Source organism: Burkholderia torrens, from assembly GCF_984668525.1.
Map to the genome: position 1 here is coordinate 657,436 of NZ_OZ480211.1, position 23,259 is coordinate 680,694.

Consider the following 23,259-nt stretch of genomic DNA (forward strand, 5'->3'; position numbering starts at 1 on the left):
GCAAACGGCATTGGATAAAAAAAACGGGTTTTTCGACAATGTGCGCACTTCGTTGAACGTTGGAGCATCCATGTCTTCGCAACAGCAGTCCATCCCGTCCTACCTGCACGCCGACGATCTCGGCCCGTGGGGCAACTACCTCCAGCAGGTCGATCGCGTCGCACCGTACCTCGGTTCGCTGTCGCGCTGGCTCGAAACGCTGAAGCGTCCGAAGCGCATCCTGATCGTCGACTGCCCCATCGAGCTCGACAATGGTACCGTCGCGCACTTCGAAGGCTATCGCGTGCAGCACAACGTGTCGCGCGGCCCGGGCAAGGGCGGCGTGCGCTACCACCAGGACGTGACGCTGTCGGAAGTGATGGCGCTGTCGGCATGGATGTCCGTGAAGAACGCAGCAGTGAACGTGCCGTACGGCGGCGCGAAGGGCGGCATCCGCGTCGACCCGCGCAAGCTGTCGCGTGGTGAGCTCGAGCGCGTCACGCGCCGCTACACCAGCGAAATCGGCATCATCATCGGCCCGAACACCGACATTCCGGCACCGGACGTCAACACCAACGAACAGGTGATGGCGTGGATGATGGACACGTACTCGATGAACCAGGGCCAGACGTCGACCGGCGTCGTGACCGGCAAGCCGATCGCGCTCGGCGGTTCGCTCGGCCGCAAGGAAGCAACGGGCCGCGGCGTGTTCGTCGTCGGCTCCGAAGCGGCGAAGAAGAAGGGCCTGGAAATCGAAGGCGCGCGCATCGCGGTGCAGGGCTTCGGCAACGTCGGCGGCATCGCGGCGAAGCTGTTCCAGGAAGCCGGTGCGAAGGTGATCGCGGTGCAGGATCACACGGGCACGATCTACCAGCCGGGCGGCCTCGATTCGAACAAGCTGCTCGACCACGTCGCCCGCACGGGCGGTGTCGCGGGCTTCGAAGGCGCCGAGCCGATGCCGAACGACGAGTTCTGGACGGTCGAGACCGACATCCTGATCCCGGCGGCACTGGAAAACCAGATCACCGAGAAGAACGCAGCGAAGATCCGCACGAAGATCATCGTCGAAGGCGCGAACGGCCCGACGACGACGGCGGCGGACGACATCCTGAGCGCGAACGGCGTGCTCGTGATCCCCGACGTGATCGCGAACGCGGGTGGCGTGACCGTGTCGTACTTCGAGTGGGTGCAGGATTTCTCGAGCTTCTTCTGGACGGAAGACGAGATCAACCACCGCCTCGAGCGCGTGATGCGCGAAGCGTTCGCCGGCGTGTGGGCGGTCGCGGAAGAGCACAAGGTGACGGTGCGTACGGCGGCGTTCATCGTCGCGTGCAAGCGCATCCTGATGGCGCGCGAAATGCGCGGCCTCTACCCCTGATCGTCAACTATGATCAATTCATGACGCAATCCATCCGATTGCGGAAATGAACCCTCGCGGGCGGTGCCGAATCCGGCATCGCCCGCGCGCGCATTCGGGGTGCCTGAAGCCGGGAGGACGGCTTCGTACAGGGCGATTCGTAGTGCGGTAAACAACCAGTACTTTCAAAAATATTACTTTGATACACTGGCGCGGGTTTTAGCCAAGGAGATGACCAAAATGAAATACCACAAGGCAGTCCTGATGGTCGCGGCGCTCTGCGCGTTCGCAAGCGGCGCGCATGCTCAGGAGACGGGCACGCTGAAGAAGATCAAGGACACGGGCGTGATCGCGCTGGGCCACCGCGAATCGTCGATTCCGTTCTCCTACTATGACCAGAACCAGCAGGTGGTCGGCTATTCGCGCGAGTTCCAGCTGAAGGTGGTCGACGCGGTGAAGAAGAAGCTGAGCCTGCCGAACCTGCAGGTGAAGAACATCCCCGTGACGTCGCAGAACCGCATCCCGCTGGTGCAGAACGGCACGGTCGACATCGAGTGCGGCTCGACGACCAACAACCTCGAGCGCCAGCAGCAAGCTGCATTCTCCGACACGATCTTCGTGATCGGCACGCGCCTGATGACGAAGAAGGATTCGGGCGTCAAGGATTTCGCCGACCTGAAGGGCAAGACGGTCGTGACGACTGCCGGCACGACGTCGGAGCGCCTGCTGCGCAAGATGAACAACGACAAGCAGCTCGGCATGAACATCATCAGCGCGAAGGATCACGGCGATTCCTTCAACACGCTGGAATCGGGCCGCGCGGTCGCGTTCATGATGGATGACGCGCTGCTCGCGGGCGAGCGCGCGAAGGCGAAGCAGCCGGGCGAATGGGTGATCGTCGGCACGCCGCAATCGGAAGAAGCCTACGGCTGCATGATGCGCAAGGGCGACGCCGACTTCAAGAAGGTCGTCGACGACGCGATCTCGCAAGTCGAGAAGTCGGGCGAAGCCGCGAAGATCTACGCGAAGTGGTTCGAGAACCCGATCCCGCCGAAGGGGCTGAACCTGAACTTCCCGCTGTCCGATTCGATGAAGAAGCTGTACGCGAACCCGAACGACAAGGCGCTCGACTGACCGAACGGCCGTTGATGCAGAAATGACGCTAATGAGACGGAAGGAGCCACGCTTCTTCCGTCTCTTTTTGCTGGAGTCTTGCCCATGTCTTACCACTGGAACTGGGGCATCTTCCTGAGCCCCGTGTCGACCGGCGAGCCGACGACTTATTTCGGATGGCTGATGTCCGGCTTCTGGGTGACGATCGAAGTGTCGCTCGTCGCCTGGGTCATCGCGCTGATCGTCGGATCGCTGTTCGGCGTGCTGCGCACGGTGCCGAACAAATGGCTGTCCGCGATCGGCACCGTGTACGTGTCGATCTTCCGGAACATTCCGCTGATCGTGCAGTTCTTCGTCTGGTATCTCGTGATACCCGAGCTGCTGCCCGCATCGATCGGCACGTGGATCAAGCAGTTGCCGCCGACCACGCAGTTCTTCACCGCGTCGATCATCTGTCTCGGGCTGTTCACGGGCGCGCGCGTGTGCGAACAGGTGCGCTCGGGGATCAACGCGCTGCCGAAGGGCCAGCGCGCGGCCGGCCTCGCGATGGGTTTCACGCAATGGCAGACGTATCGCTACGTGCTGCTGCCCGTCGCCTACCGGATCATCGTGCCGCCGCTCACGTCGGAATTCCTGAACATCTTCAAGAACTCCGCCGTCGCGTCGACGATCGGCCTGCTCGACCTGTCCGCGCAGGCGCGCCAGCTCGTCGACTACACCGCGCAGACCTATGAGTCGTTCATCGCGGTCACGCTCGCGTACGTGATCATCAACCTCGTCGTGATGGCGTTCATGCGCTGGATCGAAGGCCGCACGCGGCTGCCCGGCTATATCGGAGGCAAGTGATGCATCAGTTCGACTGGAGTAGTATTCCCGGCGCGCTGCCGACGCTGTGGTCGGGGGCGGTCGTCACGTTCAAGATCACGCTGATCGCGATCGTGGTCGGGATCGTCTGGGGCACGCTGCTGGCGCTGCTGCGGCTGTCGGGCGTCAAGCCGCTCGCGTGGTTCGCGAAGGCGTACGTGACGGTGTTCCGCTCGATCCCGCTCGTGATGGTGCTGCTGTGGTTCTTCCTGATCGTGCCGCAGGTGCTGCAGGGCGTGCTCGGGCTGTCGCCGACGATCGACATCCGCCTCGCGTCGGCGATGGTCGCGTTCTCGCTGTTCGAAGCCGCGTATTATTCCGAGATCATCCGCGCCGGCATCCAGGCGGTGCCGCGCGGGCAGGTGAACGCCGCGTTCGCGCTCGGCATGAACTACGCGCAGGCGATGCGCCTCGTGATCCTGCCGCAGGCGTTCCGCGCGATGGTGCCGCTGCTGCTCACGCAGGCGATCGTCCTGTTCCAGGATACGTCGCTCGTGTACGTGATCAGTCTCGCGGACTTCTTCCGCACGGCGGCCAACATCGGCGATCGCGACGGCACGACCGTCGAGATGGTCCTGTTCGCCGGCGCATGCTATTTCGTGATTTGCTCGTTGGCGTCTGCTCTCGTCAAGGGTCTCCAGAAAAAGGTCACAAGATGATTTCCATCAAGAACGTTTCGAAGTGGTACGGCCAGTTTCAGGTCCTCACCGACTGCACGACCGAGGTCAAGAAAGGTGAAGTGGTCGTCGTGTGCGGCCCGTCGGGCTCCGGCAAGTCGACGCTGATCAAGACCGTCAACGGCCTCGAGCCGTTCCAGCAGGGCGAGATCCTCGTGAACGGCCAGTCGGTCGGCGACAAGAAGACGAACCTGTCGAAGCTGCGCTCGAAGGTCGGGATGGTGTTCCAGCATTTCGAGTTGTTCCCGCACCTGTCGATCACCGAGAACCTGACGCTCGCACAGGTCAAGGTGCTCGGCCGCGGCAAGGACGAGGCGAACGAGAAGGGCATGAAGCTGCTCGACCGCGTCGGCCTGAAGGCGCACGCGCACAAGTTCCCGGGGCAGCTGTCGGGCGGCCAGCAGCAGCGTGTCGCGATCGCGCGCGCGCTGTCGATGGACCCGATCGCGATGCTGTTCGACGAGCCGACGTCCGCGCTCGATCCGGAGATGATCAACGAAGTGCTCGACGTGATGGTCGAACTCGCGCAGGAAGGGATGACGATGATGGTCGTCACGCACGAGATGGGCTTCGCGAAGAAGGTCGCGCACCGCGTGATTTTCATGGACAAGGGCGCGATCGTCGAGGACGACCGCAAGGACGATTTCTTCTCGAATCCGAAATCGGAACGCGCGAAGGACTTCCTCGCGAAGATCCTGCACTGAGCGTTCGCGCGTTTTGCGCGCGCCCATGCAAAAACCGCCCGGCATGCAGCCGGGCGGTTTTTTTCGTCCGCGGGTGGCGTGCGTGCCCCCCGCTCGTTACCAGCTGTACCGGTAGCCCACTTGCCCGACGATCCCGCGCCGGTAGTCGCCGCCGATGTTGCGCGCGATCTTCGCGTTCGCGTACAGCTCGCCGGACTTGCCGAAGCCCGCGGTCACGCCGACACCGAGTTCGTACCAGGTGCGGCCGAGATGCGTCGCGAACGGCGTGCCGCCGACGACGGTCTGGCCCGGCGACAGGAAGTCGTGCAGCACGTCGGCCGTGAAGTACGGCGTCGCGGCGCCGCCGCCCGCATCCGACTGAAGGTTCGGCCGGAAGATGCGCACGCCGACGCGGCCGCGCAGCGCGTTCGTCGTCGTGCCCGAGACGGCCGACACGTTGTCGTCGAACCCGTTCAGCTTCAGGTACTGGTACATCAGCTGCGCTTGCGGCTCGATCGCGATCGGCGTGCTGCCGATCGCGAACGGCTTGCCGACTTCCTGCGACAGCGCGATACCGAAGCCGTTCTGCGACGCCTCGTTGCCGTAGCTGTCGCGATAGCGGTTGCCGTAGTGCGTGACCTGCCCGACGCTGTCGAAGTAGGTGCCGTCCGGCAGGTAGCGTGTCCAGTAGCCGCCGACGCTCTGCGCGTGCATCTCGACCGAGCCGGTCGACGTCGACAGGTTCTGCGTGTCGGCGCGCGCCATGTCGCTGAAGCTCGCGTTCGACACGCCGATGCTGGCCGTCACGCCCGCATGCGTGCTGCCCGCGCCGTTCGGCGCCTGGTCGAGCGTCCAGTCCTTGCCGAACTGCGCGAAGAACGTGCGCTCGTCGGCCGCAAAGCGGCCCGCGTTCGCATCGAGGCTCTGGCCGCCGATCCGCCCCCATACGCCGTCGCGGTTGCTGGGCTGCTGCTTCTCGACGTTGTAGATGTCGCCGACGCGCTCGTGCAGCTTGCCGAGCGTCGAGAAGCCGTAGTCGGCGTTCAAGAGCGGCGTGAGCGCATAGCCTGCGACACCCGGGCGATACGCGAGCGTGCCGCCGTTGCCGTTCCCGTTGTTGCCGCCGTCGCCGCCGCCGGACGGGTGGATCGGGTCGCCGGGGTCGGTCTGGTCGAGCTGCGAGCGCAGGTACCAGCCGTTCGCGTCGCTTTGACCGCCGCGATAGAGCCGGTATTCGTACGCGCCAGCCTGCACGGGCCCGGCGAGATGGAAGGCCGACGCGGTGGTCGTGCCGCCGTTGGCCGTGACGACCACCGGAATCCCGTCGCCGGTCGTCTGCGCGCCGGTGCCGGCCGTGTTCGCGATCTTCAGGCCCGTCGTGCCGCTCGCGGCGCCGCCGTTCACGATCAGCCGGTCGGTCGGCGACGCGTCGGCGCCGAGATACGTGTTGAGCGCGATCGTGCCGCCGTTGCCGACGTAGCTGCCGGTCGTCAGCGTCTTGTAGCTGCCGGTGAGCGTCGGCGAACCGACCGGTGCGGCGAACGCGACGAGGCCCGCGTTGTTCAGGCTGCTCAGGACCGAGCTGCCCGTCATGCGCCACGTGCTCGAGCCATCGACCGTCAGCGCGACCGGATCGATCTTGCCGGTCAGCGTCGTGCCGTTCGCGAGGAACACGTTGCCGGTGCTCGATGCGTCGGAAACGATGTCGCCCGCGAGGTTCACGGCCGATGCGTTGAACGTCACGTTGCTGCCGTTCGCGAGGTTCAGCAGCGTGCCGTTGCCGGCCGTCACGACCGTGCCGTTGCGCACCGCGATGTCGGCCGTGCCGCCGCGCGCGGCGAAGGCCGGCCCGGCGACGGACGTCACGCTGCCGCCGTCGACCAGGACCGAATTCGTCGCGCCGTTCGCGAGCGTGTCCGACGTCAGCACGCCGGCCGTCGCGCCCTTGAGTGTCGTACCGGTCAACGCGAGCACGCCGCCGCTGTTCGCGGTGGCGCCGTTGCCGGCCGCGCTGCCGATCGACGAACCCGTATCGTCGACGCGCCCGCCGTTCTGCGCGACGATGCCGTCGGCTGCGCTGCCCGACGTGGTGAATGTCGTGCCGGACATCAGCGCAGTCGCACCGCTGTCGATGACGACCGCATGCGCACCGGCGCCGGTCGTCGCGACCGTCGCGCCGTTGGCCGCGAGCGCCGAATCGGCTCCCGACACATACAGGCCGCGCGCGTTGGCGCCGGCGGTGCGGACGACCGTCGCCGCATCGGTCGCGATATGCGCGCCCGCCCCGGTCGACGTGACGCCGTCGGCGCCGGTGCCGGTCGTGGCGATCTGCGTGCCGGCGAGCGCGATGGTCGCGTTCGTGCCGAGGTTGCGGATCCCGCTGCCCGATCCGCCGGCTGCGATCGACGTCGCGCCGGCCACGATGCCGCCGCCGGTGACGGTCGAGTCGATCAGCACGCCGTCGGCGCTGCCGTTCGCGATCACCGTGCCGGCGCCCGACAGCGCGACCGATGCGCCGGCGCCCGTCAGGCGCACACCCGCGATGCCGTCGTCGGCTTCGATCGAGCCGGCGTTGGCGAGCGTCGCCGATGCACCCTGCACGAGCGCGCCCGTGCCGTTCGACACGCGGATCGTCGATGCATTGCTCACCGTGCCTTGCGTGCCGACGACGACGCCCGTCGAGCCGGCGCCGGTCAGCAGTACCGTGTTGCGGTTATCGAGGGTGCCGAGGTTTTGCGCGACGAAGCCCGTCACGCCGGCGGTCGACGACGTCACGGCGGCATGGTTGGTCAGCGTCGTCGCGACCGGCCCACCGGCGTTCGCGCCGGCGAGATCGTGCGCCTGTCCGTCGACGACGCCCGCGATCGCGCCGGCCGCGTTCAGGTTGATCGTCGCACCCGCGTCGATCGTGCCGTTCGCGCCGCCCTCGACCGCGATCGCGATGCCGTTCGCGCCGTTGACGTTGTAGGTCGCGTTGCCGGTCGACAGCGTCGTGCCGGCGTCGGTCGCGAGCACGCCATGCGCACGCTGGCCGTTGACGTCGGTCGTCAGCGTACCGGCCGCCGACGTGCCCGTGTAGGCCGCGCCGCCCGCGACGCGGAACAGCGTCGAATCGTCGGTGTCGACGCTGAGGTGCTGCGCGGCGACGTTGATCTTCGAGCCTGCGCCGTACGCGTAGAAGCCGATCTGGTTCGTGCCCGACGTGAAGGCCGGCACCGCGTTCGCGCCGACGTTGATCGTCGCGCCCGAGCGCGCGTGCACGCCGATCGCGCCGGTGCCCGTCAGGTTGAGCGCACCGTCGAGCGTGGCCGTGGCGCGCGGTCCTTCGGCCCACACGCCGTAGTTGCGCGTGCCCGATGCCGGGTCGAGGCCGCCGGCCACGTCGATCGTGCCGGTCGACGTCGCGGCCGTCGCTTGCGTGCCGGTCCCGACGACCATGATGCCGATGCCGTTCACGCCATTCAGCGTGATGGTGCCGGTGTTGGTCACGGTCGCGGCCGTATCGGCCGCGAGCATGCCGACGTTGGCGAGCGGTGTGCCGGGCGCTGCACCGTTGACGACGATCGAGCCCGCGTTGGTCAGCGTGCCGGACGTCGAGCCGAGGCTCGCCAGCGCGGCGCCGTTCTGCGTCTGCGAGCCGATCACGATCGTGCCGAGGTTGCTCGCGGTACCCGACGCGCCGAGCAGGATGCCGTACGCGTGCGCGGCGAGCGCGACGTCGTTCGTCGTTCCGCCGGGTGCGTACTGCGCCGAGCGGCCGAGGTAGATCGTGCCGCCGGCTTCGTTCGTGAAGCTGCCGCCGGCGACGAGGCCGCCGATCACCTGGCTGTCGAGCGTCGTCGCGTTGACGCCGACGTTGAGCGTGCCGGCGTTCGATGCCGTCGCGCCGCCCGTCACGGCGACCGCGTAGTTCTGCAGGGCCGGCTGGTTGCCGTCGAGCGTCCATGCGCCGACGTTCATCACGCCGTTGTTCACGAACGTGGTGCCCGCGCCGTTCGCAAACACGCCGTTGCCTTCGGTGTACGCGTGGTAGTTGAAGTTGTTCGGCGGCGCGCTGCCGCCGGTGTCGAAATCGTCTCCGGATGCATACCCGGACGAGATCGTGCCGTTGTTGACGCCGCTTGCGCCGCTCAGCAGGCGCACCAGCGTGAAGTCGCCGGACAGGCGCCCGTCGTTGACGAAGCGCGCACCGTTTTCCGCGAGGACGGCCGAGCTGGAGTCGATCGTATTGACGCCGCGGAAGTCGATCTGGCCGTCCTTGCCGATCTGCAGCGTCGCGTTCGCGCCCGTGCCGTGCATCGCCGACAGGTGATCGATCGGCAGCGTGTTCTTGTCGCCCGCGGACACGGTGTTCCGATACTGGAAGCTTTCCTGCGAGAACGTGACGGCCTGGCTGAATGCGCTGTCGTAGGCGGCCTGCGAGCCGAGCGCGCCGCTTTGCACCGAGCGCACGAGAAAGTCGTTGTACGCGGCGAGCGATGCGGCGTCGGTGACCTTCCACGTGCTGCCGTCGAACGCGGTGAAGGTGCCCGCGTAGGCCGGCACGTCGAGCTGGCGGTTGCCGACGGCGCCGCCGTCCGCAAGATAGTCGCCGGTGGTGAACCGGATCTGGTTGCGCGAGTTCCAGGTGACGGTGCTTTTCGCGGCGCCTGTGCCGTCCGCGAAGGTCAGGTCGGTCTGCTTCGCGGCCATTTCGATCGCGTTGCCGGCTGCGTCGGGCGCGTTCGCCGCATTGCCGATCGACACGTTGAGCGTGCCGCCGGTCGCGGCGACGGTGCCGATGCGCGTGTTCACGTACTGATTGCCGTTCACGTCGTGGTAGACGGGCACTTGGGTCGCACCGGCCGTCGACGCGGTGAACGCGGACGAGTCGTAGGTCGCGACCGACGTGTGAGTGCTGGTGATCGAGTCGGGCGTGCTGACGCTGTGCGTCTTGCCGCCGAGCGACAGCAGCGGCTGGCTCGGGTTGCCCGACACGATGGTCGTGCTGCCGATCGGCGTGAGCGTGTAGCCCGGGTCACTGCCGGCGCCGGTCCATGCGCCCGACACGGCGACGGTGTCGCCGCCCGACACGGTGGCGGCGCCGGCCAGGTTGTCGTTGACGGTCGGGCTGAAATTGCCGGTCGTGCAGGCGCCGCCGCTCGCGACGGCCGAGCCGCCGCCGCACGTCGATGCGTGTGCGGGGCCGGCCGACAGGACGGCCAGCAACGCGCCGAGCGCTGCGGCACGACGGCCGGCACCCGATTCGCCGCCCGAGCGCTTGCCGCGCGCCCGTGCCGTTTCCGCCACTGCGATCCAGCAGCCGGCGGCTTCGCTCCATATCGATCGAAATGAGTGATTCACGACAAGCCTCTCTTTCTTGTTTTGAAGTGGCATTCGCCGCAACTCGGCGAATTCGCATTCCGCGGTAGAGAAATAATTCGAAAGGGTGTGCGGCGACTATGGCTGCGTGTCGCGCCAATCGTGTTTCGTTACACCGGGGATGGGCGGAGTCTACTGATTCAGGCCGCGGGCGATGATCGAGAAATCGGGAAATGTAAGGATGCCAACCGTAATAGGTCGTATTTTTGATTTGTGTGGTTAATCGAACCGAAGGCCTTGCCGGCAATGGGTCGGCAGGACTTGATGGAAATCCGGGAAGGCTGGCGGGGTAGGTGGGGTAGCGTACGGTTTGGCAGAAACGGATGCGCTAAAACGCGCGCCCGCGATTTTATTGATTAGGCGGGTATTACTGATTTTGATTGATTTGATTTTTTATTTTCGCTCTTAAATTAATAAAATCCAGCGAATTTCTCATGGCGTCGATTCACTGCGCCGGATGGCGTCCTTAATGAAACGTCCCTGGTGGGGGCGCGGCGATTTTCACCGGCGAAGGTCGTCGCCGCATCCGGCGTGAGGTTTGCTCGAGCGGGGCAGGAAACGGGTGCGGCGCGCGCCGCACCGCGTTCAGAAGTCGATCGCGTCGTCGGCGTCGCCGTCGGTGGCGGTGGCGGTGGCGGTGGCGAGTGCCTCGCGGGCGTCGCGCGGTGCGGACGCCGATGCGTCGAGCGCCGGATTGCGCAGCTTCTCGAGCACGCGTTCGGGCACCGGGATCTGCATCCGTGCGGCGACGTCGCCGCACTGGAACATGATCAGCTCGCCCGGCTCGAACGCGGTCCAGACTTCGTTGTCGGTGAGCGGCTGCGTCGCGATCACAGCGACGCGATCTTCCGGCGTCGTGTATTTCGCGAAGTCGATCGACAGGTCTTCGTCGACGAGATGCGCGGTCGAGAACGGCCAGCGCCGCACGAGATAGTGCAGCCGCGTCGAGCAATGCGCGAAGAGCGCCTGGCCGTTCGACATCAGGAAGTTGAACACGCCGTGATCGGTGATCCCGCGCGTGAGCTCGCCGACCCGCTCGAACAGCTCGGGCAGCGGCGGCTGCGCACCGGGAAAGGCCTCGCGCAGCCCCTGCATCAGCACGCAGAACGCCTGTTCGCTGTCGGTCGTGCCGACCGGGTGGTAGACGCTGCCGTCCATGTCCGGCGCGTAGTCCTGCAGGTCGCCGTTATGCGCGAAGATCCAGTGCCGGCCCCACAGCTCGCGCATGAACGGATGGCTGTTCTCGAGCAGGATGTGCCCCTGCGTCGCCTTGCGGATGTGCGCGATCGTGTTCTTGGACTTGATCGGGTAGCGCTTGACCATTTCGGCGATCGGCGAGGTGGCCGATGCCTGGTGATCGATGAACAGGCGGCAGGCTTTATCTTCGAAGAACGCGATGCCCCAGCCGTCGGCATGGTGATCGGTCAGCCCGCCCCGGGCCGCGAAACCGGTGAAGGAGAATGTGACGTCCGTCGGCGCGGCGCAGTTCATTCCTAAGAGTTGGCACATTTTACTTGGGGCGGCAGGCTGAAGCGGGGGGTAACGAACCGGGCGAACCCCGGTACAATGCGGCTTCTAGCATATCACCGAGCCCTGAGCGGTAAAAAGCGGATTCCGCTGGCCAAAGGTCCCGTGTTGCGGTTTGCCGTCAGTCGGCCCGCACACGCGCGTTCCGGCCCCGCCGACGGCAAGCCCGTTCCTCACGACGCCTCCTATGACTGCCTCGAACGCTTCCTCCCCGGCGACGCTCTCGCTCGCCCGTCCCGACGACTGGCACCTGCACCTGCGAGACGGCGACATGCTGGCCGCCGTGCTGCCGCACACCGCGCGCCAGTTCGGCCGCGCGATCGTCATGCCGAACCTGAAGCCGCCGGTGACGACCACCGCGCAGGCGCAGGCCTATCGCGAGCGCATCCTCGCCGCGCTGCCGGCGGGGATGACGTTCGAACCGCTGATGACGCTGTACCTGACCGACAACACGCCGCCCGACGAGATCCGTCGCGCGCGCGAAAGCGGCTTCGTGCACGGCGTGAAGCTGTATCCGGCCGGCGCGACGACGAATTCCGACCACGGCGTCACCGATTTCGCGAAATGCGCGAAGACGCTCGAGGCGATGCAGGAAACCGGCATGCCGCTGCTCGTGCACGGCGAGGTGACCGATGCGTCGATCGACCTGTTCGACCGCGAGAAGGTGTTCATCGACCGCGTGATGACGCCGCTGCGCCGCGATTTCCCGGGCCTGAAGGTCGTATTCGAGCACATCACGACGAAGGACGCGGCCGACTACGTGCGCGACGCCGACGCGGCGCCCGGCCTGCTCGGCGCGACGATCACCGCGCACCACCTGCTGTACAACCGCAACGCGCTGTTCGTCGGCGGGATTCGCCCGCATTACTACTGCCTGCCCGTGCTGAAGCGCGAGACGCATCGTGTGGCGCTGGTCGAGGCCGCGACGTCCGGCAACCCGCGCTTCTTCCTCGGTACCGACAGCGCGCCGCATGCGCGCGACGCGAAGGAAACGGCGTGCGGCTGCGCCGGCTGCTACACGGCACTGCACGCGCTCGAACTGTACGCGGAAGCGTTCGACACGGCCGGCGCGCTCGACAAGCTGGAAGGGTTCGCGAGCTTCTTCGGCGCCGATTTCTACGGGCTGCCGCGCAGTGCCGAGACGGTCACGCTGCGTCGCGAGGCGTGGGAGCTGCCGCGCGAGATCTTCGCGGGCGACACGCCGGTCGTGCCGCTGCGCGGCGGCGAGACGATCGGGTGGAAACTGGCGTGACCGATGCGCCGCTGCGCGCGTGCTGCCGACGGCGGCGCGCAGTGCTAGAATGCGCGTCGCAAAGCAGGCCAGGCAGTCGCGGCCTCGCCGCCTTCGGGCGGGCGGGGGCGAGGAAAGTCCGGACTCCACAGGGCAGGGTGATGGCTAACGGCCATCCGTGGCGACACGCGGAACAGGGCAACAGAAAGCAAACCGCCGATGGCCCGGCGCAAGCCGGGATCAGGTAAGGGTGAAACGGTGCGGTAAGAGCGCACCGCGGCGACGGCGACGTTCGCCGGCACGGTAACCTCCACCCGGAGCAATTCCAAGTAGGCAGGCGCGCATTTTCGGATGCAGGACGGGGCCCCCGTCTCGTCTGCGGGTAGGAAGCTTGAGCGCGTCAGCAATGGCGCGCCTAGAGGAATGGCTGCCACGCGTTGTGCGCTTCGGCGCGCAGCGTGCACAGAATCCGGCTTATCGGCCTGCTTTGCCGTTCGAATGCGAAAGGGCCGGCGTCTCCTTGCGGAGCGCCGGCCCTTTTTTCATGCGCGCGTGCCGTGCGTTCAGGCGGCGACGATGTCGAACGAATGCGTGAGTTCGGCCGTCTTCGCGATCATGATCGACGCGGAGCAGTATTTGTCGTGCGACAGGTTGATCGCGCGCTCGACCGTGCCCGGGTTCAGGTTGCGGCCCGTGACGGTGAAGTGGAAATGCACCTTCGTGAACACCTTCGGATCTTCGCTCGCGCGCTCGGCCTTCAGCGTGACCGAGCAGCCGGTGACTTCCTGGCGGCTCTTCTTCAGGATCAGCACGACGTCATAGGCCGTGCAGCCGCCGGTGCCGAGCAGCACCATTTCCATCGGACGCGGCGCGAGGTTGTGGCCGCCGCCCTCGGGCGCGCCGTCCATCGCGACGAGATGCCCGCTGCCGGTCTCGGCGGAAAACGCCATGCCGTCCTGGCCCATCCAGCTTACTTTGCATTCCATGCTTGCACTCCAGCGTTGCCTGATTCGGATTCGATCCGGCATTGTAGCCCGCCGTGCAACGGTCGGCTGATGCGCTGCACGACGTGCAATGCCGGCGCCGCGCGGGCAGGGTGCCAGACGGTAATTTCCGTGCTTGTTTTAGGGGTTTTGCTCTAGGCGAGGGCGATCCCGCCTGTGCCCGTCATGACCAGATAATTGATTTTAAAAGGGAAATTCGATTCTAGATCCCGTCGTCTCGAAATTTCACATCATGGTGGTGGATTTCGTAATGCAAATTTTCTTGTGCGGCCGGCGACGCGTTCGTATAATGAGTCTCATTGGTTGTCGCGCTGCGGCAACCTCCGAATGTCTCCTCCACCCTCCTCCTAGAGGTGGATTAAGCCCGAACCAGCCGTTCGGGCTTTTTTTCGTCCCGTGCAAACCTCGGCGCGCGATTTGCACACGCCGGCAGCGTCACGCGGGCTGCCGCGCGACGGGCTGCGATGTCGCGTCGGGCGCCGTGCCGCGCAAGCGTGCGTCAGGCGCCGGCGCTTGGGCGGCCGATGCATGGCCGTGACCGCGCGCGCAGAAGTGGCGGACGCGTTCGCGCACCGCGCGCAGGCGGGCGACGCGATCCTCGGCATGGGTGCTCCGGGCTTCGGCGATGCGCGCATCGAGTGCGTCGAGCTTGGCTTCGCAGCTGGAGTGGGCGGCGACGGCGGGCGCCGCGGCGGCCAGCAGTGTGGCCGCGAAGAAGGGCGTAAGTCGTTGTTTCATCATGCTTGTTTGTTGTTTTCCGTGTTCGGCCGGTCTGGCGCGGCAAGGTCAGGTGCCGCGCGTCGATGGGTGCCGCCCCGGGCGCTCGGTTCGCCTGGCAAGTTGGGGCACGACCGGATTTTGGCCCATTTCGGCCGCCGCGGACACGGGACGTGGATTCCCTTTGACCGCGTCGCCGTATTTCCTTTATAATTCAGGGCTTTTCCGCATTCATGCCCACGGAAAAAGAACAGGGAGAGCCTGCACCGCGCCTTGAAGCGCACACAGACAAGCAGGACGAACACATCGGGCAAAGCATTTTTTTTGGATCGATCATGAAGACGTTTTCCGCAAAAGCCCATGAGGTGACGCGCGAATGGTACGTGATTGACGCGACGGATAAGGTTCTCGGCCGTGTTGCCAGCGAAGTGGCACGCCGTCTGCGCGGCAAGCACAAGCCTGAGTTCACCCCGCACGTCGACACCGGTGATTTCATCATCATCGTCAACGCGAGCAAGTTGAAGGTCACGGGCAACAAGACGCTGGACAAGAAGTACTACCGTCACTCGGGCTACCCGGGCGGTATCTATGAAACGACGTTCGGCAAGATGCAAGAACGCTTCCCGGGCCGTGCGCTCGAGAAGGCGGTCAAGGGCATGCTGCCGAAGGGCCCGCTCGGCTACGCGATGATCAAGAAGCTGAAGGTCTACGCAGAAGCGACGCATCCGCACTCGGCTCAACAGCCGAAGGCGCTCGAGATCTAAGGGGACCCACATGATCGGTAACTGGAACTACGGTACGGGCCGCCGCAAGAGCGCAGTCGCACGTGTCTTCATCAAGGCTGGCAAGGGCGACATCATCGTCAACGGCAAGCCCATCGCTGACTACTTCTCGCGTGAAACGTCGCTGATGATCGTGCGTCAACCGCTGGAACTCACGAACCACGGCCAGACGTTCGACATCAAGGTCAACGTCAACGGCGGCGGCGAAACGGGTCAGGCAGGCGCAGTGCGTCACGGCATCACCCGTGCACTGATCGACTACGATGCGACGCTGAAGCCGTCGCTGTCGAGCGCAGGGTTCGTCACGCGCGATGCGCGTGAAGTCGAGCGTAAGAAGGTCGGTCTGCGCAAGGCACGCCGCGCGAAGCAGTTCTCGAAGCGTTAATTCCGCTTCAGTGCCTCGCCGCCTTCGGGTGGCGTCCGCCAAAAAAACCGCCAGCTTTCACGCTGGCGGTTTTTTTATGCCTGCTTGTTTGCCCGCGCCCAGGCCGCTGTCGCGGCGGCCCGCGCGGGCAGGTTTGATGAAATCGACAAGAACCTATTGATTTCATGGACTTCAGCACGATCTTCTGATCGGCCCTACAATAGCGGCTAAAGCTTTTTGGAGAGTTCGAATGAACGCTGTTACCGAATCCGCAGCAACGACGACCACCGATATGCCGCTGCCGTTCGTCTTCACCGACGCCGCGGCCGACAAGGTCAAGCAACTGATCGACGAAGAGGGCAACCCCGACCTGAAGCTGCGCGTGTTCGTGCAGGGTGGCGGCTGCTCCGGCTTCCAGTATGGCTTCACGTTCGACGAGGAAGTCAACGAGGACGACACCGTGATGAACAAGAACGGCGTCCAGCTCCTGATCGACTCGATGAGCTACCAGTACCTGGTCGGCGCCGAGATCGACTACAAGGACGACCTCAACGGCGCCCAGTTCGTGATCAAGAACCCGAACGCGACCACCACCTGCGGGTGCGGTTCGTCGTTCTCGGTCTGAGCGCACGCCAGATCCGCGCCGGTTCGCTGGAATGAAAAACGGGGCTTCATGCCCCGTTTTTTTATGCGCACGTGCCGTGCGGCACCTGCCGCGCGGCACGTATCGCGTCAGCGCGGATAGAGCGCGCCGAGCACACGGTTGCCGGCCGCACCGGTCACCGTCGCGAGATTGCCGGGCTGGCGCGCGGTGAAGCGGTAGGCGAGCCATGCGAACGCGAGCGCCTCGACCTGCTGCGGCGGCACACCGAGCGCGGCCGTCGTATCGACGGTCGCCGGTACGCTGGCCTCGTGCAGCGCGTGCCGGAGCCCGTCGAGCAGCACCGGATTGCGTGCGCCGCCGCCGCATACGAAGACAGCCTTGCAGCCCGAGGCGTGCCTGGCGATCTCGCGTGCGATCGACACGGCGGTCAGTGCGGTGAGCGTCGCCTGTACGTCCTCCGGCACGACCTGTGCGAACGCGGCGAGCTTCGCGTCGAGCCAGGCAGGGTTGAACAGGTCGCGTCCGGTGCTTTTCGGCGGCGCTGCGGCGAAATACGGTTCGTCGAGCAGCGCGTCGAGCAGCGGCGCGTGCACGGTGCCGCGCGCGGCGAACTTGCCGCCGTCGTCGTACGGCTTGCCCAGATGGCGGGTCGCCCATTCGTCGAGCAGCGCGTTCGCGGGGCCGCAGTCGAAGCCGCGCACGTCGCCGCCTTCGCCGGGCAGGATCGTGATGTTGCTGATTCCGCCGAGATTGCAGACGACGCGCGTTTCGCCCGGCGCGCCGAACACCGTCGCATGGAACGCCGGCGCGAGCGGCGCGCCGTGGCCGCCCGCGGCCACATCACGGCTGCGGAAATCGGCGATCACGTCGACCTGGGCCAGTTCGGCGAGCAGCGCCGGGTTGTTGAGCTGCCGCGTATAGCCGCGTTCGGGGCGATGACGCACCGTCTGGCCATGTACGCCGATCGCGCGGATCTCGTCGCGCGACAGACCGGCCGTGCGTTGCAATTCGTGGCAGCACACCGCATAGCGCGTGACGAGCGCGTTCGCCGCGAGCGATTCGCGGTCAATCTCGTCGTCGCCGGGCTGCTGCAGCGCGAACAGCGCGTCGCGCAGCGATTGCGCGAAGCCGACGAACGCTTCCGCGAGCACGACCGGTGCACGGCCGGTCTCGAAACGCACGGCGACGCCGTCGACGCCGTCCATGCTGGTTCCCGACATCAGCCCGAAGTAGATGCCGTCGGCCGGATGGGCGTGTTGCGGCTGTCGTTGCGGCACGTTGGGTTCTCCTGGATCGTGCGGCGCGGGCCGGTGCCGCGCGCCTTGCGCCCGATTATCCGCGCAACCTGACGCGCCGTTAAGCGATGCGCGCGCAAGTTATGGGAAAATCCCTGTTTTTGCGACATTCTTCCTGGCACCGATGAGCACCGAACCCAGTTCCAAGCCTGTTTTCCCGATCACCGACGAAGTCCGGCATGCGCTCGCCGTCACGAAGCGCGGCGTCGACGAGCTGCTGATCGAGGAAGAGTTCGCGCAGAAGCTCGCGCGCAGCGCGGCCACGAACACGCCGCTTCGCATCAAGCTCGGCCTCGACCCGACCGCGCCCGACATCCATATCGGCCACACGGTCGTGCTGAACAAGATGCGTCAGCTGCAGGATCTCGGCCACACGGTGATCTTCCTGATCGGCGATTTCACGTCGCTGATCGGCGATCCGTCGGGCCGCAACGCGACGCGCCCGCCGCTCACGCGCGAGCAGATCGAATCGAACGCGAAGACCTACTTCGAGCAGGCCGCACTCGTGCTCGATCGCGACAAGACCGAGATCCGCTACAACAGCGAATGGTCGATGCCGCTCGGCGCGGACGGGATGATCAAGCTGGCGTCGCGTTACACGGTCGCGCGGATCCTCGAGCGCGAGGACTTCACGAAGCGCTTCCAGGGCGGCGTGCCGATCTCGATCCACGAATTCCTGTACCCGCTGATGCAGGGTTACGACTCGGTCGCGCTGAACGCCGACCTCGAGCTCGGCGGTACCGACCAGAAGTTCAACCTGCTGGTCGGCCGCGAACTGCAGAAGCAGTACGGCCAGGAACAGCAGTGCATCCTGACGATGCCGCTGCTCGAAGGCCTCGACGGCGTCGAGAAGATGTCGAAGTCGAAGGGCAATTACGTCGGCATCAGCGAGAAGCCGACCGACATGTTCGGCAAGCTGATGAGCATCTCGGACACGCTGATGTGGCGTTACTTCGAGCTGCTGTCGTTCCGCAGCCTCGACGAGATCGCGGGCTTCAAGCGCGAGGCCGAAGGCGGCCGCAACCCGCGCGACTTCAAGGTGCTGCTCGCGCAGGAAATCGTCGCGCGGTTCCACTCGCAGCCTGACGCCGAGCGCGCGCTGGAGGACTTCAACCACCGCGCGAAGGGCGGCGTGCCGGACGACATTCCGTCGGTCACGCTCGCCGGGGCGCCGCTGGCGATCGGCCAGTTGCTGAAGCAGGCCGGCCTCGTGCCGTCGACGAGCGAAGCGCTGCGCAACATCGAGCAGGGCGGCGTGAAGATCGACGGTGCGACGGTCTCGGACAAGGGCCTGAAGGTCGACGCCGGCGAGTTCGTCGTGCAGGTCGGCAAGCGCCGCTTCGCGCGCGTCACGCTGACCGCATGATCGCGCTGATCCAGCGCGTGAAGCGCGCCGACGTGCGCGTCGGCGAGCGCACGACCGGCGAGATCGGCGCGGGCCTGCTCGCGCTGGTCTGCGCGGAACGCGGCGATACCGAGGCCGCCGCCGACAAGCTGCTCGCGAAGCTGCTCGGCTACCGCGTGTTCAGTGACGCAGCCGGCAAGATGAACCTGCCGGTGTCGAACATCGACGGCGAGGGCCGCGCCGGCGGCCTGCTGCTCGTGTCGCAGTTCACGCTGGCGGCCGATACCAACAGCGGGCTGCGTCCGAGCTTCACGCCGGCCGCGCCGCCCGACGAAGGCGCGCGGCTGTTCGACTATTTCGTCGCAGCTGCGCGGGCGCGCCATCCCGTGGTCGAGACGGGCGAGTTCGGCGCCGACATGCAGGTGTCGCTCGTCAACGACGGCCCCGTGACGTTCTGGCTGCAAGTGCGGCCCTGATTCTTTCCCGGAGACGCGCCGCGATGGCCACCACGCAGATTCTTTTCATCCGCCATGGCGAGACGGCCTGGAACCGCATCAAGCGCATCCAGGGTCATATCGACATCCCGCTGGCCGACACCGGGCTCGCGCAGGCGAAGCGGCTGGCGGCCCGGCTCGAACGGGAGGCACGCGACGGCGCGCGGATCGATGCCGTGTATTCGAGCGACCTGATGCGTGCGCAACAGACCGCCCAACCCTTTGCCGATGCGCTCGGCCTGCCGCTGCAGTTGCGCGAAGGGTTGCGCGAACGCTCGTACGGCGCGTTCCAGGGGCACGACAGCACCGAGATCGAGACGCTGTTCCCGGACGCGTACGCGGCCTGGCAGACGCGCGATCCGGGTTTCGCGCCGGAAGGCGGCGAGTCGCAGCGCGAGCTCTACCATCGTGTGCTGCACGCGCTCGAACCGATCGTCGCCGCGCATCCGGGCGGCCGGATCGCGTGCGTCGCGCACGGCGGCGTGCTCGATTGCGTGTACCGTTTTGCGAACGGAATCGAGTTGTCGGCGCCACGCACTTACCCGCTGCTCAACACGAGCATCAACGTCGTCGATTATGTTGATGGCCGCGCGCAGGTTGTGCAGTGGGCCGACGTGTCGCATCTGGAAGCGGCGAGCGACGACGACGGGTACCGCAAGGTGCTCTGAGTCTGCGGGCCCCGCACGGCATCGCCGGTCGGGGCGTCTGTCGCCGCGTGCCGCTTACCGCGGCAACCCGTGGCGGGTCTTGTAGTCGAGCGCGTACGCGATCTTGCCCGGTTTGTCGGCCGTGATCGGCTGGCGCAGCTTGTCGAATTCCCCCTTGCTGTATTTCTTCCCGCCGTTGATCGCATCGGCGCGCCCGAGGTCGGCGCCCGTCTTGCCGTCGATCACCGGGTCCGTTGCCGCGACCATCCGCGTCGACGTGACAGCAAATTGAAATGATCGGAAGAAGCGGATCGTCAGGCGGACGAGGTGCCGTCGGGAGGCGACGCGGTCGCGCGACGGCGTGCGCGTTTCGACGCGCCGTTGACGAGCGCCCAGCGCAGCACGGGGGCGACGGCCCGCACGCCGGGCCGGACCACTGCGCGTCGTAGCGGCGCGAACGTCGACACGCCGAGCAGGCGTTGCGCCCAGGGCGGCAGCAGGTCGATGCCCGCATGCATCATCAGCGACGCGGCCGGCCGCAGCGCGGGAGTCGCGACCGGCGCATTCAGCAGGATGTCCATCACGTCGAAGGTGTGCGGCCCGGCCTCGAGTTCCGGCTGCATGCGCGCGAGATAGGCGGCGACCTCGGCGCGCGAACGCGGCACTCCTTGCGCGCCGAGAAGCTCGGCGATCAAGGCCGTTTCGGCGTAGTAGCGGTCCTGCAGCTCGCCCGACAACGACGGATTCACGTAGCGCAGATGCGCGGCGAGGAAGCTCGACACTTCCGCGACATGTACCCAGGTCAGCAACGCCGGATCGTCGGCGCGGTACGGCCGGCCGTCAGGCGCGGTGCCCGAGATGCCCGCATGGATCGATTTCACGCGCTCGATCAGCGCGAGGGCGTCCGCGCGGCTGCCGAACGTCGTACCCGTGATGAACGTGGCGGTGCGCCGCAGGCGACCAAGGATGTCGGTGCGAAACGACGAGTGATCCCAGACGCCCGCGAGCGCGAGCGGATGCAGCGCCTGCAGCAGCAGCGCGGCGATGCCGCCCGTCATCATCGACGTGAAGTCGGCATGCACGCGCCAGCAGATGGCATCGGGGCCGAACAGCCCCGGGTCGCCGGGCGGTGAAGAGAGATCGAGCGACGGGCCGCCGCCGCCCGCCGTGAGGTGCGTGATGCCGGCCACGAGCCGCTTGCGGATGGGCTCGGCCCAGCGCGGGCCCGGTGCGGGCGCGACGGGGTGGCGGCTGGGCGGCGTGGTCATGGCGGGGGCGGCTCGGGCGACGGGGCTACTTCCCGTCGGGCGTGTCCCATTCGCCGCGTTCGGCGCGGCCGGTGTCGGGCGCCGACAGCCCGAAGTGGCGATACGTGAGCTGCGTCGCAACGCGCCCGCGCGGCGTGCGCTGCAGGAAGCCCTGCTGGATCAGGTACGGTTCAAGCACATCCTCGATCGTGTCGCGCTCCTCGCCGATCGCGGCCGCGAGGTTGTCGATGCCGACCGGGCCGCCGTCAAACTTGTAGAGGATCGCTTCGAGCAGCTTGCGGTCCATCAGGTCGAAGCCGACCGGGTCGACGTCGAGCATCGCGAGCGCGGCGTCGGCCACCGCTGCCGTGATCTGGCCGTCGGCCTTCACTTCCGCGAAGTCGCGCACGCGGCGCAGCAGCCGGTTCGCGATCCGCGGCGTGCCGCGCGAGCGCTTCGCGATTTCCAGCGCGCCGTTCGGATCGATCTGCGCATTCAGCAGCGACGCCGAGCGCCGCACGATGCGCGACAGTTGATCGGCGTCGTAGAACTCGAGCCGCGCGACGATCCCGAAACGGTCGCGCAGCGGGTTGGTGAGCATCCCCGCGCGGGTGGTCGCGCCGACCAGCGTGAACGGCTGCAGGTCGAGCTTCACGCTGCGCGCGGCCGGACCTTCGCCGATCATGATGTCGATCTGGTAATCCTCGAGTGCCGGATACAGGATTTCCTCGACGACCGGCGACAGCCGGTGAATCTCGTCGATGAACAGCACGTCGTTGGCTTCGAGGTTCGTCAGCAGCGCGGCGAGATCGCCCGCGCGCTCGAGCACGGGGCCCGACGTCTGGCGCAGGTTCACGCCCATTTCGCGCGCGATGATGTGCGCGAGCGTCGTCTTGCCGAGACCCGGCGGCCCGAACAGCAGCACGTGGTCGAGCGGCTCGGAGCGGCGCTTCGCGGCTTCGATGAAGATCTCGAGCTGGCCGCGCACCTTTTCCTGGCCGACGTAGTCGTCGAGCTGGCGCGGCCGCAGCGCACGTTCGAACACCTCCTCGTGCGACGAGGCGGGCGTGGCGGCGATGATCCGCTGCTCGGTGGCGAGTTTGTCGGTTTCAATCATGCGGCCATTGTACCGCGCGACGCGTTCCGGCCAACCTGGCCGAACGGCCGACTGGCGGGCGGTGCGGCGCCGCGCGACACTGGCTTCGACGGCCGGATGAGCCGTGCGTTACGCCTTCGACAGCGCCTTCAGCGCGAGCTTGATGCCTTCGGACACGCCGGTGCCGGCCGGCACGTTCTTGATCGCGGCGAGGCCTTCCTTCTCGGAGTAGCCGAGCGCGAGCAGCGCGTTGAGGATGTCGGTCGCGTGGTCGGACGGCGACGCGGCGCCGGCGAGCGCACCGAGGTCGGCGCCGAGCTTGCCCTTCAGTTCGAGCAGCAGGCGCTCGGCCGTCTTCTTGCCGATGCCGGGCAGGCGCGTGAGGCGTGCGGCGTCCTGCATCGTCACGGCCTGCGCGAGCTCCTGCACGCTCATGCCGGACAGCACGGCGAGCGCCATGCGCGCGCCGATGCCGGTGATCTTCAGCAGCTCGCGGAAGGTCGTGCGTTCCTGCGGCGTCAGGAAGCCGTACAGCAGGTGCGCGTCCTCGCGGACGATCTGCTGCGTGAGCAGCACGATGCGCTCGCCCGCCTGCGGCAGGTTGTAGAAGGTGCTCATCGGCACGTCGATTTCGTAGCCGACGCCGTTGCAGTCGACGAGCAGATGAGGCGGATTCTTTTCGAGCAGGATGCCGGCGATGCGACCGATCATGGAAGGCGAGGCGAGAGGAATAAAGCGCGAGTGTAGCGCACGCGCGGCGCAATGCCGATGGGCCTGGCCGTCAGGCCGAAGCGATGCATGCCGAGGTTGCGCCGCGCGCGGTGCAAACGGTCGCGGCGACCGGCCCGGCGTGCCGGGCGACCGCGCACGCG

20 protein-coding genes, 1 other RNA gene and 1 pseudogene are annotated in these 23,259 nt (G+C 66.6%); 13 read left to right on the forward strand and 9 right to left on the reverse strand.

The features are described from left to right. The first annotated feature begins 70 nt into the window (after window positions 1-70). From AC5LXX_RS03035 to AC5LXX_RS03055, 5 genes are all read left to right on the forward strand, one after another. Window positions 71-1,357: a Glu/Leu/Phe/Val family dehydrogenase gene (locus AC5LXX_RS03035; protein ID WP_124455393.1), complete on the forward strand. Its 1,287-nt coding sequence runs from the start codon at window positions 71-73 to the stop codon at window positions 1,355-1,357. A 219-nt stretch (window positions 1,358-1,576) separates the two neighbouring features. Further along, entirely contained in the window at window positions 1,577-2,470 is an 894-nt protein-coding gene (locus AC5LXX_RS03040) for a glutamate/aspartate ABC transporter substrate-binding protein (protein WP_185658228.1), read from the forward strand. An 84-nt stretch (window positions 2,471-2,554) separates the two neighbouring features. After that, window positions 2,555-3,295, forward strand: coding sequence for an amino acid ABC transporter permease (locus AC5LXX_RS03045; protein ID WP_027788374.1), 741 nt, complete (start codon window positions 2,555-2,557; stop codon window positions 3,293-3,295). Further along, window positions 3,295-3,972, forward strand: a complete 678-nt coding sequence (gene gltK / locus AC5LXX_RS03050; RefSeq protein WP_006483854.1) for a glutamate/aspartate ABC transporter permease GltK — start codon at window positions 3,295-3,297, stop codon at window positions 3,970-3,972. The genes AC5LXX_RS03045 and gltK overlap by 1 nt, the downstream gene beginning before the upstream one ends. Beyond that, window positions 3,969-4,694 (forward strand): amino acid ABC transporter ATP-binding protein, encoded by a 726-nt coding sequence (locus AC5LXX_RS03055; protein WP_011350949.1) that lies wholly within the window; start codon window positions 3,969-3,971, stop codon window positions 4,692-4,694. The genes gltK and AC5LXX_RS03055 overlap by 4 nt, the downstream gene beginning before the upstream one ends. A gap of 96 nt (window positions 4,695-4,790) precedes the next feature. On the opposite strand, the gene AC5LXX_RS03060 is transcribed toward AC5LXX_RS03055, so the two are convergent. Beyond that, window positions 4,791-10,016 carry an autotransporter outer membrane beta-barrel domain-containing protein gene (locus AC5LXX_RS03060; protein ID WP_493410429.1) on the reverse strand — a complete coding sequence of 1,742 codons (5,226 nt, stop codon included), beginning with the start codon at window positions 10,014-10,016 and terminating at the stop codon, window positions 4,791-4,793. 603 nt (window positions 10,017-10,619) lie between these two features. Next, window positions 10,620-11,543 (reverse strand): class II glutamine amidotransferase, encoded by a 924-nt coding sequence (locus AC5LXX_RS03065; protein WP_493410430.1) that lies wholly within the window; start codon window positions 11,541-11,543, stop codon window positions 10,620-10,622. Window positions 11,544-11,748: 205 nt separating this feature from the next. Here AC5LXX_RS03065 and pyrC point away from each other — a divergent pair, with 205 nt between their 5' ends. Both pyrC and rnpB read left to right on the forward strand, forming a co-directional pair. Continuing rightward, a complete protein-coding gene (gene pyrC / locus AC5LXX_RS03070; protein WP_493410431.1) occupies window positions 11,749-12,813 on the forward strand; it encodes a dihydroorotase in 1,065 nt (354 codons plus the stop codon). 60 nt (window positions 12,814-12,873) lie between these two features. After that, an RNA gene (gene rnpB, locus AC5LXX_RS03075) (RNase P RNA component class A) lies at window positions 12,874-13,285 on the forward strand. Window positions 13,286-13,355: 70 nt separating this feature from the next. On the opposite strand, the gene AC5LXX_RS03080 is transcribed toward rnpB, so the two are convergent. Then, window positions 13,356-13,820, reverse strand: a complete 465-nt coding sequence (locus AC5LXX_RS03080) for an OsmC family protein (RefSeq protein WP_175028623.1) — start codon at window positions 13,818-13,820, stop codon at window positions 13,356-13,358. 411 nt (window positions 13,821-14,231) lie between these two features. Continuing rightward, complete coding sequence (locus AC5LXX_RS03085) at window positions 14,232-14,537, reverse strand: hypothetical protein (RefSeq protein ID WP_493410432.1); 306 nt, start codon at window positions 14,535-14,537, stop codon at window positions 14,232-14,234. A gap of 311 nt (window positions 14,538-14,848) precedes the next feature. Here AC5LXX_RS03085 and rplM point away from each other — a divergent pair, with 311 nt between their 5' ends. The 3 genes from rplM (at window position 14,849) to erpA (ending at window position 16,284) form a co-directional block, all read left to right on the forward strand. Next, a complete protein-coding gene (rplM, locus tag AC5LXX_RS03090) occupies window positions 14,849-15,277 on the forward strand; it encodes a 50S ribosomal protein L13 (protein WP_041490553.1) in 429 nt (142 codons plus the stop codon). Window positions 15,278-15,287: 10 nt separating this feature from the next. Next, complete coding sequence (gene rpsI / locus AC5LXX_RS03095; RefSeq protein WP_006476904.1) at window positions 15,288-15,680, forward strand: 30S ribosomal protein S9; 393 nt, start codon at window positions 15,288-15,290, stop codon at window positions 15,678-15,680. A 229-nt stretch (window positions 15,681-15,909) separates the two neighbouring features. After that, window positions 15,910-16,284 (forward strand): iron-sulfur cluster insertion protein ErpA, encoded by a 375-nt coding sequence (erpA, locus tag AC5LXX_RS03100; protein ID WP_124449485.1) that lies wholly within the window; start codon window positions 15,910-15,912, stop codon window positions 16,282-16,284. A gap of 107 nt (window positions 16,285-16,391) precedes the next feature. On the opposite strand, the gene AC5LXX_RS03105 is transcribed toward erpA, so the two are convergent. Continuing rightward, complete coding sequence (locus AC5LXX_RS03105; protein WP_493410433.1) at window positions 16,392-17,540, reverse strand: anhydro-N-acetylmuramic acid kinase; 1,149 nt, start codon at window positions 17,538-17,540, stop codon at window positions 16,392-16,394. A gap of 142 nt (window positions 17,541-17,682) precedes the next feature. On the opposite strand from AC5LXX_RS03105, the gene tyrS reads away from it, so the two are divergent. Genes tyrS through AC5LXX_RS03120 form a run of 3 tightly spaced genes read left to right on the forward strand, consistent with a single transcriptional unit; the run spans window position 17,683 to window position 20,065 of the window. Beyond that, entirely contained in the window at window positions 17,683-18,924 is a 1,242-nt protein-coding gene (gene tyrS, locus AC5LXX_RS03110; protein ID WP_493410434.1) for a tyrosine--tRNA ligase, read from the forward strand. Continuing rightward, window positions 18,921-19,379, forward strand: coding sequence for a D-aminoacyl-tRNA deacylase (dtd, locus tag AC5LXX_RS03115; RefSeq protein WP_059834559.1), 459 nt, complete (start codon window positions 18,921-18,923; stop codon window positions 19,377-19,379). The genes tyrS and dtd overlap by 4 nt, the downstream gene beginning before the upstream one ends. A 23-nt stretch (window positions 19,380-19,402) precedes the next feature. Beyond that, window positions 19,403-20,065 carry a histidine phosphatase family protein gene (locus AC5LXX_RS03120; RefSeq protein ID WP_493410435.1) on the forward strand — a complete coding sequence of 221 codons (663 nt, stop codon included), beginning with the start codon at window positions 19,403-19,405 and terminating at the stop codon, window positions 20,063-20,065. A 54-nt stretch (window positions 20,066-20,119) separates the two neighbouring features. Here the strand turns inward: AC5LXX_RS03120 and AC5LXX_RS03125 are convergent. The 4 genes and pseudogenes from AC5LXX_RS03125 to ruvA all read right to left on the reverse strand — a co-directional run. Continuing rightward, window positions 20,120-20,320, reverse strand: a pseudogene (locus AC5LXX_RS03125) (ParB/Srx family N-terminal domain-containing protein); the annotation flags it as partial. 38 nt (window positions 20,321-20,358) lie between these two features. Continuing rightward, complete coding sequence (locus tag AC5LXX_RS03130; protein WP_493410436.1) at window positions 20,359-21,312, reverse strand: oxygenase MpaB family protein; 954 nt, start codon at window positions 21,310-21,312, stop codon at window positions 20,359-20,361. A gap of 25 nt (window positions 21,313-21,337) precedes the next feature. After that, window positions 21,338-22,408: a Holliday junction branch migration DNA helicase RuvB gene (gene ruvB, locus AC5LXX_RS03135; RefSeq protein ID WP_493410437.1), complete on the reverse strand. Its 1,071-nt coding sequence runs from the start codon at window positions 22,406-22,408 to the stop codon at window positions 21,338-21,340. Between the two features lie 108 nt (window positions 22,409-22,516). Beyond that, on the reverse strand, window positions 22,517-23,098 hold the full coding sequence (ruvA, locus tag AC5LXX_RS03140; protein ID WP_493410438.1) for a Holliday junction branch migration protein RuvA: 582 nt from the start codon (window positions 23,096-23,098) through the stop codon (window positions 22,517-22,519). Window positions 23,099-23,259: the final 161 nt, after the last annotated feature.

Bases quoted from the DNA above. Each gene is read 5' to 3' on its own strand.
- AC5LXX_RS03035 (WP_124455393.1), top strand. From the start codon at position 71: ATGTCTTCGCAACAGCAGTCCATCCCGTCCTACCTGCACGCCGACGAT.
- AC5LXX_RS03040 (WP_185658228.1), top strand. From the start codon at position 1,577: ATGAAATACCACAAGGCAGTCCTGATGGTCGCGGCGCTCTGCGCGTTC.
- AC5LXX_RS03045 (WP_027788374.1), top strand. From the start codon at position 2,555: ATGTCTTACCACTGGAACTGGGGCATCTTCCTGAGCCCCGTGTCGACC.
- gltK (WP_006483854.1), top strand. From the start codon at position 3,295: ATGCATCAGTTCGACTGGAGTAGTATTCCCGGCGCGCTGCCGACGCTG.
- AC5LXX_RS03055 (WP_011350949.1), top strand. From the start codon at position 3,969: ATGATTTCCATCAAGAACGTTTCGAAGTGGTACGGCCAGTTTCAGGTC.
- AC5LXX_RS03065 (WP_493410430.1), bottom strand. From the start codon at position 11,543: ATGTGCCAACTCTTAGGAATGAACTGCGCCGCGCCGACGGACGTCACA.
- pyrC (WP_493410431.1), top strand. From the start codon at position 11,749: ATGACTGCCTCGAACGCTTCCTCCCCGGCGACGCTCTCGCTCGCCCGT.
- AC5LXX_RS03080 (WP_175028623.1), bottom strand. From the start codon at position 13,820: ATGCCGGATCGAATCCGAATCAGGCAACGCTGGAGTGCAAGCATGGAA.
- AC5LXX_RS03085 (WP_493410432.1), bottom strand. From the start codon at position 14,537: ATGATGAAACAACGACTTACGCCCTTCTTCGCGGCCACACTGCTGGCC.
- rplM (WP_041490553.1), top strand. From the start codon at position 14,849: ATGAAGACGTTTTCCGCAAAAGCCCATGAGGTGACGCGCGAATGGTAC.
- rpsI (WP_006476904.1), top strand. From the start codon at position 15,288: ATGATCGGTAACTGGAACTACGGTACGGGCCGCCGCAAGAGCGCAGTC.
- erpA (WP_124449485.1), top strand. From the start codon at position 15,910: ATGAACGCTGTTACCGAATCCGCAGCAACGACGACCACCGATATGCCG.
- tyrS (WP_493410434.1), top strand. From the start codon at position 17,683: ATGAGCACCGAACCCAGTTCCAAGCCTGTTTTCCCGATCACCGACGAA.
- dtd (WP_059834559.1), top strand. From the start codon at position 18,921: ATGATCGCGCTGATCCAGCGCGTGAAGCGCGCCGACGTGCGCGTCGGC.
- AC5LXX_RS03120 (WP_493410435.1), top strand. From the start codon at position 19,403: ATGGCCACCACGCAGATTCTTTTCATCCGCCATGGCGAGACGGCCTGG.
- AC5LXX_RS03130 (WP_493410436.1), bottom strand. From the start codon at position 21,312: ATGACCACGCCGCCCAGCCGCCACCCCGTCGCGCCCGCACCGGGCCCG.
- ruvB (WP_493410437.1), bottom strand. From the start codon at position 22,408: ATGATTGAAACCGACAAACTCGCCACCGAGCAGCGGATCATCGCCGCC.
- ruvA (WP_493410438.1), bottom strand. From the start codon at position 23,098: ATGATCGGTCGCATCGCCGGCATCCTGCTCGAAAAGAATCCGCCTCAT.